13 protein-coding genes are annotated in these 14,416 nt (G+C 68.1%); 7 read left to right on the top strand and 6 right to left on the bottom strand.

The features are described 5' to 3' along the window. Position 1: 1 nt before the first annotated feature. The 3 genes from CY658_RS24585 (at position 2) to CY658_RS24575 (ending at position 2,610) form a co-directional block, all read left to right on the top strand. On the top strand, positions 2–922 hold the full coding sequence (locus CY658_RS24585; RefSeq protein WP_101492675.1) for an ABC transporter permease: 921 nt from the start codon (positions 2–4) through the stop codon (positions 920–922). 52 nt (positions 923–974) lie between these two features. Next, the gene (locus CY658_RS24580; protein WP_101492674.1) at positions 975–2,144 is read left to right on the top strand and encodes a BMP family ABC transporter substrate-binding protein; all 1,170 of its coding nucleotides are present in this window, start codon (positions 975–977) and stop codon (positions 2,142–2,144) included. An 88-nt stretch (positions 2,145–2,232) separates the two neighbouring features. Further along, on the top strand, positions 2,233–2,610 hold the full coding sequence (locus CY658_RS24575; protein WP_101492673.1) for a hypothetical protein: 378 nt from the start codon (positions 2,233–2,235) through the stop codon (positions 2,608–2,610). A gap of 6 nt (positions 2,611–2,616) precedes the next feature. Here CY658_RS24575 and CY658_RS24570 read toward each other — a convergent pair whose 3' ends face one another. The 3 genes from CY658_RS24570 to fabA all read right to left on the bottom strand — a co-directional run bounded on the left by CY658_RS24570 (position 2,617) and on the right by fabA (position 4,866). Continuing rightward, a complete protein-coding gene (locus CY658_RS24570; protein WP_101492672.1) occupies positions 2,617–3,009 on the bottom strand; it encodes a nuclear transport factor 2 family protein in 393 nt (130 codons plus the stop codon). Between the two features lie 110 nt (positions 3,010–3,119). After that, the gene (gene fabB / locus CY658_RS24565; RefSeq protein WP_101492671.1) at positions 3,120–4,340 is read right to left on the bottom strand and encodes a beta-ketoacyl-ACP synthase I; all 1,221 of its coding nucleotides are present in this window, start codon (positions 4,338–4,340) and stop codon (positions 3,120–3,122) included. 10 nt (positions 4,341–4,350) lie between these two features. Next, positions 4,351–4,866, bottom strand: coding sequence for a 3-hydroxyacyl-[acyl-carrier-protein] dehydratase FabA (gene fabA, locus CY658_RS24560; RefSeq protein ID WP_056574156.1), 516 nt, complete (start codon positions 4,864–4,866; stop codon positions 4,351–4,353). A gap of 230 nt (positions 4,867–5,096) precedes the next feature. On the opposite strand from fabA, the gene CY658_RS24555 reads away from it, so the two are divergent. After that, positions 5,097–6,164, top strand: coding sequence for an adenosine deaminase (locus tag CY658_RS24555; protein WP_101492784.1), 1,068 nt, complete (start codon positions 5,097–5,099; stop codon positions 6,162–6,164). On the opposite strand, the gene CY658_RS24550 is transcribed toward CY658_RS24555, so the two are convergent. Then, a complete protein-coding gene (locus tag CY658_RS24550) occupies positions 6,125–7,417 on the bottom strand; it encodes an MFS transporter (RefSeq protein ID WP_101492670.1) in 1,293 nt (430 codons plus the stop codon). The two genes, CY658_RS24555 and CY658_RS24550, sit on opposite strands and share 40 nt — an antisense overlap. 105 nt (positions 7,418–7,522) lie before the next feature. Between CY658_RS24550 and CY658_RS24545 the strand changes: the two genes are divergently transcribed. From CY658_RS24545 to CY658_RS24535, 3 genes are all read left to right on the top strand, one after another. Further along, the gene (locus CY658_RS24545; RefSeq protein ID WP_101492669.1) at positions 7,523–8,476 is read left to right on the top strand and encodes a LysR substrate-binding domain-containing protein; all 954 of its coding nucleotides are present in this window, start codon (positions 7,523–7,525) and stop codon (positions 8,474–8,476) included. 95 nt (positions 8,477–8,571) lie between these two features. After that, positions 8,572–9,381 carry a helix-turn-helix domain-containing protein gene (locus CY658_RS24540; protein ID WP_101492668.1) on the top strand — a complete coding sequence of 270 codons (810 nt, stop codon included), beginning with the start codon at positions 8,572–8,574 and terminating at the stop codon, positions 9,379–9,381. 99 nt (positions 9,382–9,480) lie between these two features. Beyond that, on the top strand, positions 9,481–12,030 hold the full coding sequence (locus CY658_RS24535) for a penicillin acylase family protein (RefSeq protein WP_101492667.1): 2,550 nt from the start codon (positions 9,481–9,483) through the stop codon (positions 12,028–12,030). On the opposite strand, the gene CY658_RS24530 is transcribed toward CY658_RS24535, so the two are convergent. Next, positions 12,020–13,255, bottom strand: coding sequence for an MFS transporter (locus CY658_RS24530; RefSeq protein ID WP_101492666.1), 1,236 nt, complete (start codon positions 13,253–13,255; stop codon positions 12,020–12,022). The genes CY658_RS24535 and CY658_RS24530 overlap by 11 nt on opposite strands. Before the next feature lie 93 nt (positions 13,256–13,348). Next, complete coding sequence (locus tag CY658_RS24525; protein WP_101492665.1) at positions 13,349–14,191, bottom strand: hypothetical protein; 843 nt, start codon at positions 14,189–14,191, stop codon at positions 13,349–13,351. Between the last annotated feature and the right edge of the window lie 225 nt (positions 14,192–14,416).

The following is a 14,416-nucleotide window of genomic DNA, read 5'->3' as shown; positions in this document are numbered from 1 at the left end:
CATGGAAAGCTACGCACTCCTGCTGGGCTCGACCCTGAGCGCGGGCACCGTGCTCGCCATCGCGGCGCTGGGCCTGTTGATCAACGAGAAGGCCGGCATCGTCAACCTCGGTGCCGAGGGCATGATGCTGTGCGCCGCCATCGCGGGCTTTGCGACGGTGGTCATCACGCACAACCCCTGGCTCGGCTTTTTGGCCGGCATGGCGGCCGGTGCCTTGCTCGCGGCATTCTTCGGCGTGCTCGTGATCTGGCTCAACACCAACCAGTACGCCACGGGGCTCGCGCTGAGCCTGTTCGGTGTCGGCTTCTCGGCCTTCGCGGGCATCAGCTTCGTGCAGGCCAAGCTGCCCGAGAGCACGCCCTTCGCCATTCCCGTGCTGGCCGACATTCCGCTGGCCGGCCCCGCGCTGTTCCGGCACCACCCGATGGTGTACGTGGCCGTGCTGCTGACCATCGGGCTCATCTGGTTCCTGTACCGAACCCGCGCCGGCCTCGTGCTGCGTTCGGTGGGCGAGTCGCCCGAGTCGGCGCATGCACTGGGCTACCCGGTGCGGCGCATCCGCTTCCTGGCGGTGATCGCGGGCGGTGCGCTGTGCGGGCTGTCGGGCGCGTACCTGTCGACCGTGTACACGCCGCTGTGGGTCGAGGGCATGGTTGCCGGCCGCGGCTGGATCGCGCTGGCGCTGACCACGTTTGCCACCTGGCGTCCGATCCGCGTGCTGCTCGGCGCCTACCTGTTCGGCGGCGTCTCGATGCTCGGTTTTCACCTGCAGAGCAGCGGCGTCGACGTGCCCTCGCAGTTCCTCAGCATGGCCCAGTACATCGCGCCGATCGTGGTGCTGGCGCTGATCTCGCGCAACCCCGCCTTCATCCGCATCAACATGCCGGCATCGATGGGGAAACCGTTCTACCCCGGCTCATAATCGCGTTCTCGTTTTTTTGCCAACCCGTCCTTTTCTTCTGAGGATTTCGACAATGAATGATCTGAACAAGCGTTCCCTGCTCAAGCTCGCGGCACTCACCGCGGTGGCTTCGGCGGCCCTCATCGGCTGCGGCAAGAAGGAAGAGGCGGCCGCTCCCGCTGCACCGCCGGCACCGGCGCCCGCAGCCGCCCCGGCCCCTGCACCGGCCGCTCCGCTGAACATCGCTTTCGCCTATGTCGGCCCTGTGGGCGACGGCGGCTGGTCCTTCGCGCACGACAACGCCCGCAAGGCGCTCGAGAAGGAATTCGGCGACAAGATCAAGACCACCTTCGTCGAAAGCGTGCCCGAGTCGGCCGACGCCGAGCGCGTGTTCCGCGACTTCGTGGGCCAGGGCAACAAGCTGATCTTCGGCACCACCTTCGGCTACATGGAGCCCATGCTCAAGGTCGCCAACGACAGCAAGGACGTGAAGTTCGAGCATGCCACCGGCTACAAGACCGCCGAGAACATGCGCACCTACGACAGCCGCACCTACGAAGGCGCGTACATGGCCGGCGTGATCGCCGGCTCGATGACCAAGAGCAACACGCTGGGCGTGGTCGGCTCGGTGCCGATTCCCGAAGTGCTGCGCAACATCAACAGCTTCACGCTGGGCGCGCAGTCGGTCAACCCGAAGATCACGACCAAGGTCGTGTGGGTGAACGAGTGGTTCAGCCCGCCCAAGGAAACCGAAGCCGCCACCGCCCTCATCAACGGCGGCGCCGACGTGCTGTTCCAGAACACCGACTCGCCGGCCGTGCTCAAGACCGCGCAAGAAAAGGGCAAGCGCGCCTTCGGCTGGGACTCCGACATGACCGCCTACGGCCCGAAGGCCCACCTGGGCTCGGCCATCATCAACTGGGCGCCGTACTACATCAAGACCACGCAGGACGCGCTGGACGGCAAGTGGGCCACGGGCCAGACCTGGTGGGGCGTGAAGGAAGGCGCGATCGACATCGTCTCGATCGCCGAAGACGTGCCGGCCGAAACCAAGGCCAAGGTCGACGAAATCAAGAAGGGCCTGAAGGATGGCAGCTTCTCGATCTGGAAGGGCCCGATCGTCGGCCAGGACGGCAAGGAGTTGATCGCCAAGGACGCGGTCGCCGACGACAAGTTCCTGTCGGGCGTCAACTTCTACGTTAAGGGCGTCGAAGGCAAGGTGCCGGGCGGCGACAAGAAGTAATCAATCGACCATCGATCGCTTCGGCGATTGCCACGAGAAGGGTCGTCTGCGGACGGCCCTTTTTTCATTCGGACAAGAGGTTCATCTCATGAAGCTGCAAGGAGTCATGGTGGCAGGCGCGGCACTGCTGGCCGTGTCGATGTCGTTCGCCGCACCGCCGCCGTTTTCGAAAGAAGAGCAGCGCCTGCGCAAGGCCGTCGACGATGCGGAAATGTGCTTTCACTTCGCCGGCGAATTCAACGGCGACGGGTCGGCGCACGACAAGGAAGTGGCGCGCCAGCAGCGCCAGCATTGCGGCAAGGAAGGCCAGCAACTGGTGCTGCGCGCCTACCGCAAGAACCCGCAGGACACGCGCCTCTACCCGGCGGTGCTGCGGCTGGACGGGCTGATGCCGGGGCTCACGTTGCCCGCGGCCGAGAAGGCCCGGCTGTGTGCCGTGGCCAAGACGGAACTGGCCTGCCCCTGAGCCGGCTTACTGCGTCGCCGTCTGCAGCTGCGCCGCCATCTTCTGGTGAATCAGGTTGACCGCCTTCAGCGGGCGCAGCATCACCTTGAACTCGGTGATCTGCCCATCGGCGTTCCACTTCATCATGTCGACGCCGTTGATGGCGATGCCGTCCAGCTCGAGTTCGAACTCGAGCACGGCATCGTTCGGGCCCTGGAGCTCGCGCACGTAGCGGAAGCTCTCGTTGAAGAAGACCTGGAACGCCGCAGCGAGGTACTGCTTGGTGATCGCCTTGCCGACCTGCGGCCGGTGCACCACGGGCGACAGGAAGACGGCGTCGTCGGCCAGCAGGGCATCGAGCCCCGCGACGTCGCGTGACTTGACGAGCCGGTGCCAGGTGGAAAGGGTGTCGATCGCCATGGGTCTGTCTCCTCGCGGGGTGGATGGAAGCACGGAAAACCCAGTCTAGCGAAGCACCTGCGGGCCCATCGTCGCGAGCGCGACGGGCCCGGCAGGCGGCAGCGGCAGGCTTACGCGCCTTGCCAGCGCTTCAGCACCAGCGTGGCGTTGGTGCCGCCGAAGCCGAAGCTGTTGCTCATCACCGTGTCGACGGTGGCGTTCTCGCGCGTCGCAGTGAGGATCGGCATGTCGGCCACTTCGGGGTCGAGCGCTTCGATGTTGGCCGAGCCGGCCATGAAGTTGCCTTCCATCATCAGCAGGCAGTAGATCGCCTCGTGCACGCCGGCGGCGCCCAGCGAGTGGCCCGACAGGCTCTTGGTGGAGCTGATGGCCGGCGCCTTGTCGCCGAAGACTTCGCGCACGCCCTTCATCTCCATGACGTCGCCCACGGGCGTCGAGGTGCCGTGGGTGTTCAGGTAGTCGATGGGCGTGTCGACGGTGGACATGGCCATCTGCATGCAGCGCACGGCGCCTTCGCCGCTGGGCGCGACCATGTCGTAGCCGTCGGAGGTGGCGCCGTAGCCGACGATTTCGGCGTAGATTTTTGCGCCGCGTGCCAGTGCGTGGTCGAGCGCTTCGACCACCACCATGCCGCCGCCGCCGGCGATGACGAAGCCGTCGCGCTCGGCGTCGTAGGCACGCGAGGCCTTCTCGGGCGTCTCGTTGTACTTGGTGGACAGCGCGCCCATGGCGTCGAACAGGAACGACTGGGTCCAGTGTTCTTCTTCACCGCCGCCGGCGAACACGATGTCCTGCTTGCCCATCTGGATCTGTTCCATGGCGTTGCCGATGCAGTGCGCGCTGGTGGCGCAGGCCGAGGCGATGGAGTAGTTCAGGCCCTTGATCTTGAAGGGCGTGGCCAGGCAGGCGGACACGGTGCTGCTCATGGTCCGCGTCACGCGGTAGGGGCCGACGCGCTTGACGCCCTTTTCGCGCAGCAGGTCGAGCGCTTCCATCTGGTTCAGCGTGGAGGCGCCGCCCGAGCCGGCGATGAGGCCGGTGCGCGGGTTGGACACCTGCTCCTCGGTCAGGCCGGCATCGGCAATGGCGTCCTTCATGGCCAGGTAGGCGTAGGCCGCCGCGTGGCCGACGAAGCGATACAGCTTGCGGTCGATGAGGTCTTCGAGGGGAAGGTCGATGGAGCCGGCCACCTGGCTGCGCAGGCCCATCTCGGCATAGGCCGGCTGGAACCGGATGCCGGGGCGGCTGGCGCGCAGGTTGGCGGAGACGGTCTCCTTGTCGTTGCCCAGGCACGAAACGATGCCCAGACCGGTGATGACGACGCGTCGCATGGCAAAACCCTCAGAAGTTGTCGGTGGAAGTGAACACGCCGACCCGCAGGCCCTCGGCGGTGTAGATCTGGCGGCCGTCGACGCTCACCGAGCCATCGGCGATGGCCAGGTTGAGCTTGCCCTTGAGCACGCGCTTGATCTGGATGCTGTAGGTGACGAGCTTGGCGGTCGGCAAGACCTGGCCCGTGAACTTCACTTCGCCCGAGCCCAGGGCGCGGCCGCGGCCCGGCAGGCCTTGCCAGCCGAGGAAGAAGCCGACCAGCTGCCACATGGCGTCCAGGCCCAGGCAGCCCGGCATGACCGGGTCGCCCTCGAAGTGGCAGGCGAAAAACCACAGGTCGGGCGTGATGTCGAGTTCGGCCGTGAGTTCGCCCTTGCCGTAGGTACCGCCCTCGGCGCTGATGTGGGTGATGCGGTCCACCATCAGCATGTTCGGGGCGGGCAGCTGTGCGTTGCCGGGGCCGAACAGTTCGCCGCGGCTGCAGCGCAGCAGGTCTTCGCGGGTGAAGGCGTTTTGTAGGGTCATGCGATTCGATCAAGGACGGCGCCAGGGCATAAATGCCGCTGCGCGCGGATTGGAGGGAACACACCCGATGCCGGGCCTGCCGGGGTCCAAGCCTATCGCATCCTGCGCGGCCCGATTTGACCCAGATCAGTTTGGGGGAAAAGGGGTGGGCAGCGTATACGTTTTCGGGAATGCCGCGCAGGGTGTCTGCCCTTATGCTGTGCGCGATCACAACGTCGATTTCCCACGCCATGACCGATTTCAGCCGCCCCCTCTTCGACCCGAGCTTCGCGCAGCGCATTCCCGCCGAACGCCTGCCCGAGCTGCTGCGCGCCATGCCCAAGGCCGAGCTGCACATGCACATCGAAGGCTCGCTCGAGCCCGAGCTGATCTTTGCGCTCGCCCAGCGAAACGGCGTTTCGATTCCGTACGCCAGCGTCGAAGAACTGCGCAAGGCCTACGCCTTCACCAACCTGCAGACCTTTCTCGACATTTACTACGCCGGCGCCAGCGTGCTGCTGAAAGAGCAGGACTTCTACGACATGGCCTGGGCCTACCTGGAGCGCGCCGCCGCCGACCACGTGGTGCACACCGAGATGTTCTTCGACCCGCAGACGCACACGGCGCGCGGCGTGGCGATGGACACGGTGGTCAACGGCCTGCATCGCGCGTGTGTCGATGCGCTGCCCAAGCTGGGCGTGAGCGCCTCGCTCATCCTGTGCTTCCTGCGCCACCTGAGCGAGGAAGAAGCCTTCGAGACGCTGGAACAGGCGCTGCCGTACCGCGACAAGTTCATCGGCGTGGGGCTCGACTCGAGCGAGGTCGGCCACCCGCCCGAGAAGTTCGCACGCGTGTTCGCGCGCTGCCGTGAGCTGGGCTTCCACCTCGTCGCGCACGCGGGCGAAGAGGGCCCGCCAGAGTACGTATGGAGCGCGCTCGATGTGCTGAAGGTCGAGCGCGTCGACCACGGCGTGCAAAGCGCGAAAGACCCGGCGCTGATGAAGCGGCTGGCGCAAGACCGCATTCCGCTCACCGTGTGCCCGCTGTCGAACCTCAAGCTCTGCGTGTTCCCCGACCTGTCGCAGCACAACCTGGGCGCGCTGCTCGAGGCGGGGCTGGTCGCCACCGTCAATTCGGACGACCCGGCCTACTTCGGCGGCTACATGAACCAGAACTTCACGCAGACCTTCGCCGCGACCGGGCTCGGCGTGCAGCAGGCCTGGCAGCTTGCGGCGAACAGCTTCGAGGGCAGCTTCATCGACGCCGCGGCCAAGCGCGCTTACGTCGACCGGCTCAACGCGGTCTTCGCGAGCTTCTGATCCGCCGCCGCGGTTCGCGGCACGAGCAGCGGCACCGCCACCAGCGCACACGCACTGGCCGCCAGCCACACGACCGGCCAGCCCTGCAGTGCCAGCAGGTGCGGAATCGAGAAGGGCGTGACGAAGCACACGAGGAACACGCTGGTGTTCGCCATGCCCAGCGCGGTGCCGGCGCGCGCCGCGCCGGCCAGCGTGGCCAGCTCGGTGTAGGCCACGCCGTGCCAGGCCGACACGCACACGCCGCTCAGGGCCAGCAGCGCGATCAGCGCCCCACGCAGCGCGGGTGACGGCGGCTCGGTGCCCGCCGCCATCACCAGCGCAGCCAGGCCCGCGAACAGCACCACGCTGAGCGCGCTGCAGGCCCGCAGGTAGGCCGGGCGGTTGCGGCGGCGGTCGGTCCATCGGCCGCTCCACACGCGCATCACCATCGCACCGACCTGCACGAAGACCATCGCGGCGGTGATCGTGCCCAGCCCCACATGGCCGAAGTCGTGCAGGAACACCGTGCCGAAGGAGAGCACCGCGAACTGCGGCGCGCACAGGATGCCGATGCCGGCCACGATGCGCCACACGCGCACGTCGCGCAGTGGGCCGGTCTTCGGTGCGGCGGCCTCGGTGCTCTTTGGGTGCGGCGTGATGGGCGGCTCGTGCACCCAGGCCCAGCTCATCGCCGCGCTCAGCGCGCACAGCAGCGCGAGCAGGCCGTACAGCGCGGCAAAGCCGAAGTGCAGGGCGACGAAAGGCAGCACCAGCGCACCGATGCCGCCGCCCAGCGGCACCGCCGTCTGTCGGATGCTCATGGCGAGGCCCCGCTCGCTGGCGTCGAACCAGGTCATCACCGCGCGCCCGCTGGCGCCGTTCACGCTGCCGCCGAGCAGGCCGACCAGCAGCAGCCCCGCACCGAGCACGCCAAGGCCCGGAATGTGGCCGTGGCCCGGCGCGGCCCACAGCGCCATCGCGACCAGCGCGATCGCCGTGCTGCCGAGCCCGGCCAGCAGCACGGGGCGGTCGCCCCAGCGATCGGTCAGCAGGCCCCACGGCAGCTCGCTCACGGCAATGCCCAGGCCCATGAGGCCGAGCACCAGGCCGAGCGCGGCGTTGTCGAGCTGGTAGCCGGTGCGCATGAGCACGGCGGTCATCGGGATGCCGCTGAAGGCGACCGAGAAGGCCGCGTTGGCGGCGACGCCGGCGGCGAGCACCTTCCAGCGGTGCCGGCGAGAAAACGCGGGAGAAGAAGCGGTCGAATGTGTCATGTTGCGGCGCAGTGTCCGCCGCTGCAAAGGTTTTGAAAATCAGAAAATAATGGGCGAATCGTCCTGAAATTCAGGACGATGAAAGAACCGACGCAAGGACCCGCAATGACCCAGGTGATGTTCGATCTCGACGTGCTGCGCACTTTTTCCACAGGCATGGCGCTCGGCAGCTATGCGCGCGCGGCCGACAAGCTGGGCCGCTCGACCTCGGCCGTGAGCGCGCAGCTCAAAAAGCTGGAGGCGCAGGCCGGCACCGTGCTGTTCCGCAAGGAGGGCCGTGGCCTGGCGCTCACCGATGCCGGCGAAACGCTGCTGGCCTACGCGCACCGCATGCTCGAACTCAACGACGAAGCCAGCGCCGCGCTGCGCGGTGTCGACCTGCAAGGCTGGGTGCGGCTCGGCCTGCAGGAAGACTTCGGCGAGACGCTGCTGCCGGCTGTGCTCGGCCGCTTTGCGCGCGCGCACCCCAAGGTGCGCATCGAGGCCTGCGTGGCGCGCAGCGGCGAGCTGCGCGAGCGGCTCGAGCTGGGTCAGCTCGACCTGGCGCTGGCTTGGGACGCGGGCGACCAGCCGCTGTCGCCGTATGCCGAGCGCGTGGCGCGGCTGCCGCTGCTGTGGATCGGCCCGACCGCGCCCGAGCGCGTCGATGCGCCCTGGTGGACCGAGCGCGAGCATCGCGCGGGCGTTCGCGCGGTCAAGAGCAAGGAGCCGCTGCCGCTCATCATGCTCGACGCCCCGTGCCCGCTGCGCGAGATCGTCATCACCGCGCTCGACCGCGCCGGCCTGCCGTGGCGCCGGGCCTTCGGCAGTGCCAGCCTGGCCGCGCTGTGGGCCGCGACCTCGGCCGGGCTGGGCCTGACGGTGCGCACGCCGTTCGGGCTGCCCTCGCATGTGCGCACGCTCGACCGCTCGGTGCTTTCGCTGCCGGCGTTGCCGCAGATCTCGCTCGTGCTGTACCGCGCGCAGGCCCGCGCCGAAGCGCCAGCGAGCCGGCTGGCCACACTGCTGCTGGAGGCGGTGCGCCAGCACGCGCAGCTGCAGGCTGTGCCGCCGCGCTGACCGCGCCGGGCGCAGGCCCTTGCCGGGGCCGTGGCCGCAATGCGTGAGAATCCGCCGCGAGACAAGCGCAAGAGACAAGACCCAAGCGAGGCGGCATGACCATTACGCGGCACAACTCCCTGCACCTGTGGGACGACAGGTTCCTCTACATCACACCGGCGATCCAGTCGGGGCTCACGGCCCGTTCGTCGGCCACACTGCTGGCCTCGGTGAGCGGCCACCCTTTCACGCTCGAGGCGGTCGACGGCACGCGCGTGCGCTGCACCGCCGCGCTGGTGGGGCCGCATGTGTCGCGCCGCCTCGACGTCGACGGCTGCGGGCTGCTGTCGCTCAACCTCGACCCGGCTTCCAGCGCCTACCGCATGCTCGCGCGGCACATGGGCGGCCACGGCATCCAGCCGATCGATGCGCGCCGCTTCGGCCGCGCGCGCGACGACTTCGAACCGGCGCAGCACGGCGCGCTGTCCGACCGGCGCCTGCAGAGGCTGAGTTCGACGCTGGTCACGTCGATCACCGAGAGCCCCGAGCTGCAGGCCGCCATCGACCCGCGCATCGACCGCGTGCTGCAGGCCATCCGCGCACGCGCAGGGCAGATTCCGCTGCGCGAGCTGTCGGCGCTGGCCTTTCTTTCGCCCGACCGGCTCACGCATCTGTTCGCGCAGCAGGTGGGCGTGTCGATCAAGCGCTATGCGCTGTGGACCAAGGTGCGCCGCACGGTGCAGCAGTTCACCGAACGCCGCCCGCTGACCGACGTGGCGTTGGTCAGCGGCTTCACCGACGCAGCGCACATGAGCCGCACCTTCCAGCGCTACTTCGGCCTGTCGCCGTCGTTCCTGGCGAACCAGGTGCGCGTGACGGCCGACGCGCACGCGTCGCACGCGTGGGGCGACGCGACCGTCCACTGAGTCGCCCGGTCGCATGACAGCGGCTGCGTTCAAGCCGCAGCAGGTCTCGGTGCCTAAGCTGGCGGTGCTCCATCAAGAGAGCATCAACCGGAGACATCCATGAGACAGACATCCTCGCGCGGCGCCATGCCGCGGTCTTTGCTTGCGCTCGCCACGGCGGCCCTGCTCACTGCCTGCGGTGGTGGCGGAGGCAGTGGCAGCAGCTTCCCGTTCTTCCCTGGCGCCGGCGGCAACCCGCCCGCCGAGAACAATGCCTACAAGGCCGAGATCCGCCGCACCACCATGGGCGTGCCGCACATCAAGGCCGCCGACTGGCCAGACCTCGGCTATGGCTACGGCTACGCGCAGGCCGAAGACAACCTGTGCACCATGGCCGATTCGTTCCTCACCTACCGCGGCGAGCGCTCGCAGTACTTCGGCGCCGATGCGAAGCTCGTGGCCAGCAGCACCATCGGCCTGCCGAAGAACATCGACTCCGACTTCTTCCATCGCCACGTCATCTCGCCCGATGTGCTGCAGCAGATGACAAATGCCCAAGCCGACTACATGCAGCGGCTGGTGGAGGGCTTCGCCGCGGGCTACAACCGCTACCTGCGTGACCTGAAGGCCGGCGGCAGTGCGCACGCGGCCTGCCGCACCGAAGCCTGGGTGAAGCCGATCACCGCCGAGGACATCTACCGCCGCATGTACGCGACCAATCTCGCGGGCGGCTACAGCAATTTCCTGGCGCACATCGCGAACGCGACGGCGCCTGTGGCCGCAGCACCCACGAAGGTCGCGGCACGCAGCAGCAACAGCAAGAAGAAAGAGGTACCGCTGCAGCTCGCTGCGCGCGATGTTGCCGTGCCTTTGCAGGTCGGCGGCGAAGAGGGCGTGGGCAGCAACATGATCGGCTTCGGCACCGCCGCCACCGGCGACGCGAGCCCGCTGCTGTTCGGCAACCCGCACTGGTACTGGCGCGGGCCCGACCGCTTCTACCAGGCGCAGCTCACCATTCCGGGCAAGCTCAATGTGAGCGGCACCTCGTTCCTCGGCATCCCGGTGACGCTGATCGGCTTCAACGACAACATCGCGTGGAGCCATACGGTTTCGACCGCCAAGCGCTTCGGCTTCTACGAACTGCAGCTGGCCTCCGGCGACCCCACCAGCTACATGCGCGACGGCAGCGCCGTGAAGATGCAGGCCCGCGAGATCACCGTGCAGGTGAAGCAGGCCGACGGCAGCGTGACGCCGATGACGCGCACGCTCTACAAGTCCGAGTACGGACCGATCATCAACTTGCAGTACCTCAGCGACAAGCTGCCGCCGTGGACCACGACCATGGCCTACGCGATCCGCGACATCAACGACCAGAACTTCCGCACCTTCCGCAATTGGCTTCGCTGGAGCCAGGCGAAGTCACTCGACGAGTTCATTGCCATCCAGCGCGAAGAGGCCGCCATTCCGTGGGTCAACACCGTGGCTGTGGGCCGGGGCAGCGCCAAGGCCTGGTATGCCGACATCGGTGCGGTGCCCAACGTGTCGACGGACCAGATGGCGACCTGTTCGAGCAAGAGCCCGATCGGCGGGGCGCTGCAGGCCGTGCCGGCCCTCGCACGCGTGCCGGTGCTCGACGGCTCGCGCAGCGCCTGCGACTGGCAGACCGATGCCGACTCGGCGCAGAAGGGCGCACTTGGCGCCGCCCGCATGCCGAGCCTGCTGCGCGACGACTACGTGGCCAACATGAACGACAGCTACTGGCTGGCTAACCCGAAGGCGCCGCTCACCGGCTTCCCGGACATCATGGGACCGGCCGGCACCGACCCCGTGACCTTCCGCACGCGACTGGGCCACCTGCTCGCGCAAGGCCGCATCGACGGCACCGACAGCCACGGCGCACGGAGCGCCACGCCCGACACCGTGAAACGCATGGTGCTCGACAGCCGTGCGCTGACGGCCGAACTCTTCAAGATGCAGGCGCTGCCGCTGGTGTGCGCGAAGTCGACCATCAACGTCGCCACCGATCCGCTGACCAGCGAGGCCATCGGCCGCGACATCGATGTCTCTGCAGCCTGCAGTACGCTGCAGGACTGGAGCGGCACCGGCGTTGCGGGTGCGCGCGGTGCGCATGTGTGGGACGAGTTCTGGAGCCGCGCCTCGCGCATTCCTGCGGCCGACCTGTACAGCGTGGCCTTCAACCCGGCCGACCCGATCCGTACCCCGCGCGACCTGAAGCCTGACGCCGCGCCCGCGCTGCAGCAGGCCTTCGGCGCCGCCGTGGCGCGGGTGCAGGCCAGCGGCTTTGCCGAGAACGCGGCGCGCGGCGACTATTTGTTCGCTACCCGCGGCGGCCAGAAGATTCCGCTGTACGGCGGCTGCGGCGGCCCGGGCTACTTCACTATCGCCTGCTCCGAGAACCGGCTCGACAAGGGGGGCTACACGATGGACGCCAACCCGAACGGCAACAGCTACATGCACATCGTGCGCTTCCCTGAAGGCGGCGTGGAAGCCCACACCTTCCTGACGTTCTCGCTGTCGGACGACCCGGCCTCGGCGCACAACGCCGACTACACCCGCGCCTACAGCGCCGGGAAGTGGCTCAAGGTGCCGTTCTCCGAAGCCGAGATCAAGGGCGACGCGGCCTATCGCAGCGCCGTCGTCAGCGAGTAGCGCACGACGTACGGGACGCGGCTCGCTGCGCGAGCCAGTTCCACCCGGCGCCTGCGGCCATGAGCACGCAGGTGCCGAGGAACACGGCGCGCATGCCGATGTGCCCGCCCACGAAGCCGCCGAGCAGCGGGCCGGCCACCTGGCCCGTGTACTGGGCCGAGGTCGAGTAGCCGAGCATGTTGCCGGCCACGCGCTCGGGCACGTTGTGGCGGATCACGCTCGCGATGCACGGCAGCAGCCCGCCGAGCGACAGCCCCATGAGAAAGCGCAGCACCACCAGCTGCCAGCCCGACGTGACGAAGGCCTGTGGAATCAGCAGCAGCGCCGACACCGCGAGGCACCCGACGATCACGTTCCAGTGCCCCACGCGGTCGGCCAGCCTGCCCAGCCGCGAGGCCGAGAGGATGCTGCCGAGCGCGGCGGCCGACATCACGAGGCCGGCCATCATCGTCACGCGCTGCGGGTCTTCGACCAGCGTGGCGACGTAGACCGTGATGATCGGCTCGATCGACATGTTGGCCAGCATCAGCAGCATGCCGGTGAAGAGCATCGCGACCAGCGGGCGCTTGTCGGGAATGGCGGCCCAGCCGGTGTCGGGGCTGTCGCTCTGCTTCGCAGCCGAAGGCGCTTTCTTCTCCTCGCGGATCAGGAAGGCAGTCGCGAGAAAGGCCACGAAGATCATCGCGCCCGCCGCGAAGAAGGTCGCGCGGATGCCGATCAGCGGCGGCAGCACGCCGCCCACCAGCGGACCTACGAGGTTGCCGGCCATGATGGCCGACGACATCGTGCCGAGCGCCCAGCCGGTGCGGTCCTTCGGCGTCTGCGTGGCGACCAGCACCATCGAGCCCGAGGCATAGCCACCCAGCAGGCCCGCGAGCAGCCGCAGGCCCACGAGTTGCCACACGTTGCCCGCCATGCCGATGAGCGCCATCGCCACCGCCATGCCCAGGCTCGCGCGGATCAGCATCGGCTTGCGGCCGTAGCGGTCGGCCAGGCGCCCCCACAGCGGCGCCACCAGCGCCGCGCTGAAGAAGGTGGCGCCGTAGGCCGCACCCGACCACTGCACGATGGCCGCATGGTCCTTCACGCCCAGCTGCTCGACGTACAGCGGCAGGAACGGCAGCAGCAGCGTCATCGCCACGATGGTGGTGAAGGAGCCGAACATGCAGACGGCGAGGTTGCGCTGCCAATGCGCGTGGGTGGCGGGTGTGATCGGGTTCGTCATGGGGCGAACCGATTGTGTGGCGCGGGGCGCAGAAGCCGCGCTGCCGATTCGCGGCGGGCCCCATCGCGGCGCCCGAAGGGGGCGCGTTGCGCGTTACCGCCGCACGGGCGTGCGCACGAACTCGAAGACAGAGGTCTTGTCGCTGGCGGTGACCTCGAGCCGGATCACGTCGTTCGGCGAGGGATAGGGATCGCAGCAGTTCTTCAGGATCAGGTCGCCCGTCACCATCTGCAGCGGCTCCACCGTGTTCAGCTGAAGGATCGCGTTCGCCGACTGTTCCTGGTTCTGCGCGTTGTATTCGATCTGCCGGATGCCGAGCACGGTGGCCCCGCCGACGGCCGCGCCGGCCAGGATGCCGCTCACAGGGTCGTACACGCGCACGGTGTTCGAGCCCGCGAAGCTCGACACGCCGCGGCGTCCGGCCACGTAGCCGGAGTAGTTCGAGCGGTAGGTCTGGCGTGACGCGCCATAGGCCGCCGCGCCTGCCGCCAGTCCACCGAGGATGGCCAACGCGACCTGCTTGGCCTGCTTTTCCGACTGGATCTCGGCGACCCGTTCGTTGTAGGTGTAGATCTGCACAGGCGCGCCACGGAAGTACGCCTTGACGTTGTCGGTGCTGAAGTCCACCGCGCCTGCGGTGTTGTTGGCGTAGCCGATCGTGAAGGTCGGCTCTGTCGGCTGCTGTGCCTTGAAGCGCGGGTAGGCGAAGACTTCGCGCGTCTCGTCCTTCTCGGACAGCACGCCGACGCCGTCGGTGTACTTCAAGGTTTGCGGCGCGTCCTTGTTGACCCGCGGCGTGTACGTGATCGTCGTGGTGCAGCCGGTGGCGAAGACGGCGAATGCGACGACAACGCAGATCTTGCTGGCGGCCGTGCCTCGCGCGGCAGGAACGTGGGGTTCGCCGCTGTGCTGCAGGGCGCTGTGGAGGGTAACCATGGGGACTCCGTTTGAAGGGGCAGGGTGTCGCGCGAGGGCTGTTGGGCGCCCCACGGCTGATCGTAACTTGGTGTACCTAAATGTGACCAAAACACGAAAACCCGAGAATCGCTGGCCCGTCCGGAGCGTGGCCGCGCGGGCCATCGCCTCATCGCAACGCACTAAAATTCGGCCCCCGCAGCCGGGCGTCCCGGCCGGCTGCGGGTTTCTTGTTCGACCGGGGCC

Source organism: Variovorax sp. RO1 (assembly GCF_002849325.1).
GTDB lineage: Bacteria > Pseudomonadota > Gammaproteobacteria > Burkholderiales > Burkholderiaceae_C > Variovorax.
Note: the sequence above shows the minus strand (reverse complement) of the source record. Positions and strands in the feature narration are given on the sequence as shown.

Coding starts and splice junctions, on each gene's coding strand:
- CY658_RS24570 (WP_101492672.1), bottom strand. CDS start 3,009: ATGGCGATCGACACCCTTTCCACCTGGCACCGGCTCGTCAAGTCACGC.
- CY658_RS24555 (WP_101492784.1), top strand. CDS start 5,097: ATGACCGATTTCAGCCGCCCCCTCTTCGACCCGAGCTTCGCGCAGCGC.
- CY658_RS24535 (WP_101492667.1), top strand. CDS start 9,481: ATGAGACAGACATCCTCGCGCGGCGCCATGCCGCGGTCTTTGCTTGCG.
- CY658_RS24545 (WP_101492669.1), top strand. CDS start 7,523: ATGACCCAGGTGATGTTCGATCTCGACGTGCTGCGCACTTTTTCCACA.
- CY658_RS24550 (WP_101492670.1), bottom strand. CDS start 7,417: ATGACACATTCGACCGCTTCTTCTCCCGCGTTTTCTCGCCGGCACCGC.
- CY658_RS24530 (WP_101492666.1), bottom strand. CDS start 13,255: ATGACGAACCCGATCACACCCGCCACCCACGCGCATTGGCAGCGCAAC.
- CY658_RS24585 (WP_101492675.1), top strand. CDS start 2: ATGGAAAGCTACGCACTCCTGCTGGGCTCGACCCTGAGCGCGGGCACC.
- CY658_RS24525 (WP_101492665.1), bottom strand. CDS start 14,191: ATGGTTACCCTCCACAGCGCCCTGCAGCACAGCGGCGAACCCCACGTT.
- fabB (WP_101492671.1), bottom strand. CDS start 4,340: ATGCGACGCGTCGTCATCACCGGTCTGGGCATCGTTTCGTGCCTGGGC.
- CY658_RS24575 (WP_101492673.1), top strand. CDS start 2,233: ATGAAGCTGCAAGGAGTCATGGTGGCAGGCGCGGCACTGCTGGCCGTG.
- CY658_RS24580 (WP_101492674.1), top strand. CDS start 975: ATGAATGATCTGAACAAGCGTTCCCTGCTCAAGCTCGCGGCACTCACC.
- CY658_RS24540 (WP_101492668.1), top strand. CDS start 8,572: ATGACCATTACGCGGCACAACTCCCTGCACCTGTGGGACGACAGGTTC.
- fabA (WP_056574156.1), bottom strand. CDS start 4,866: ATGACCCTACAAAACGCCTTCACCCGCGAAGACCTGCTGCGCTGCAGC.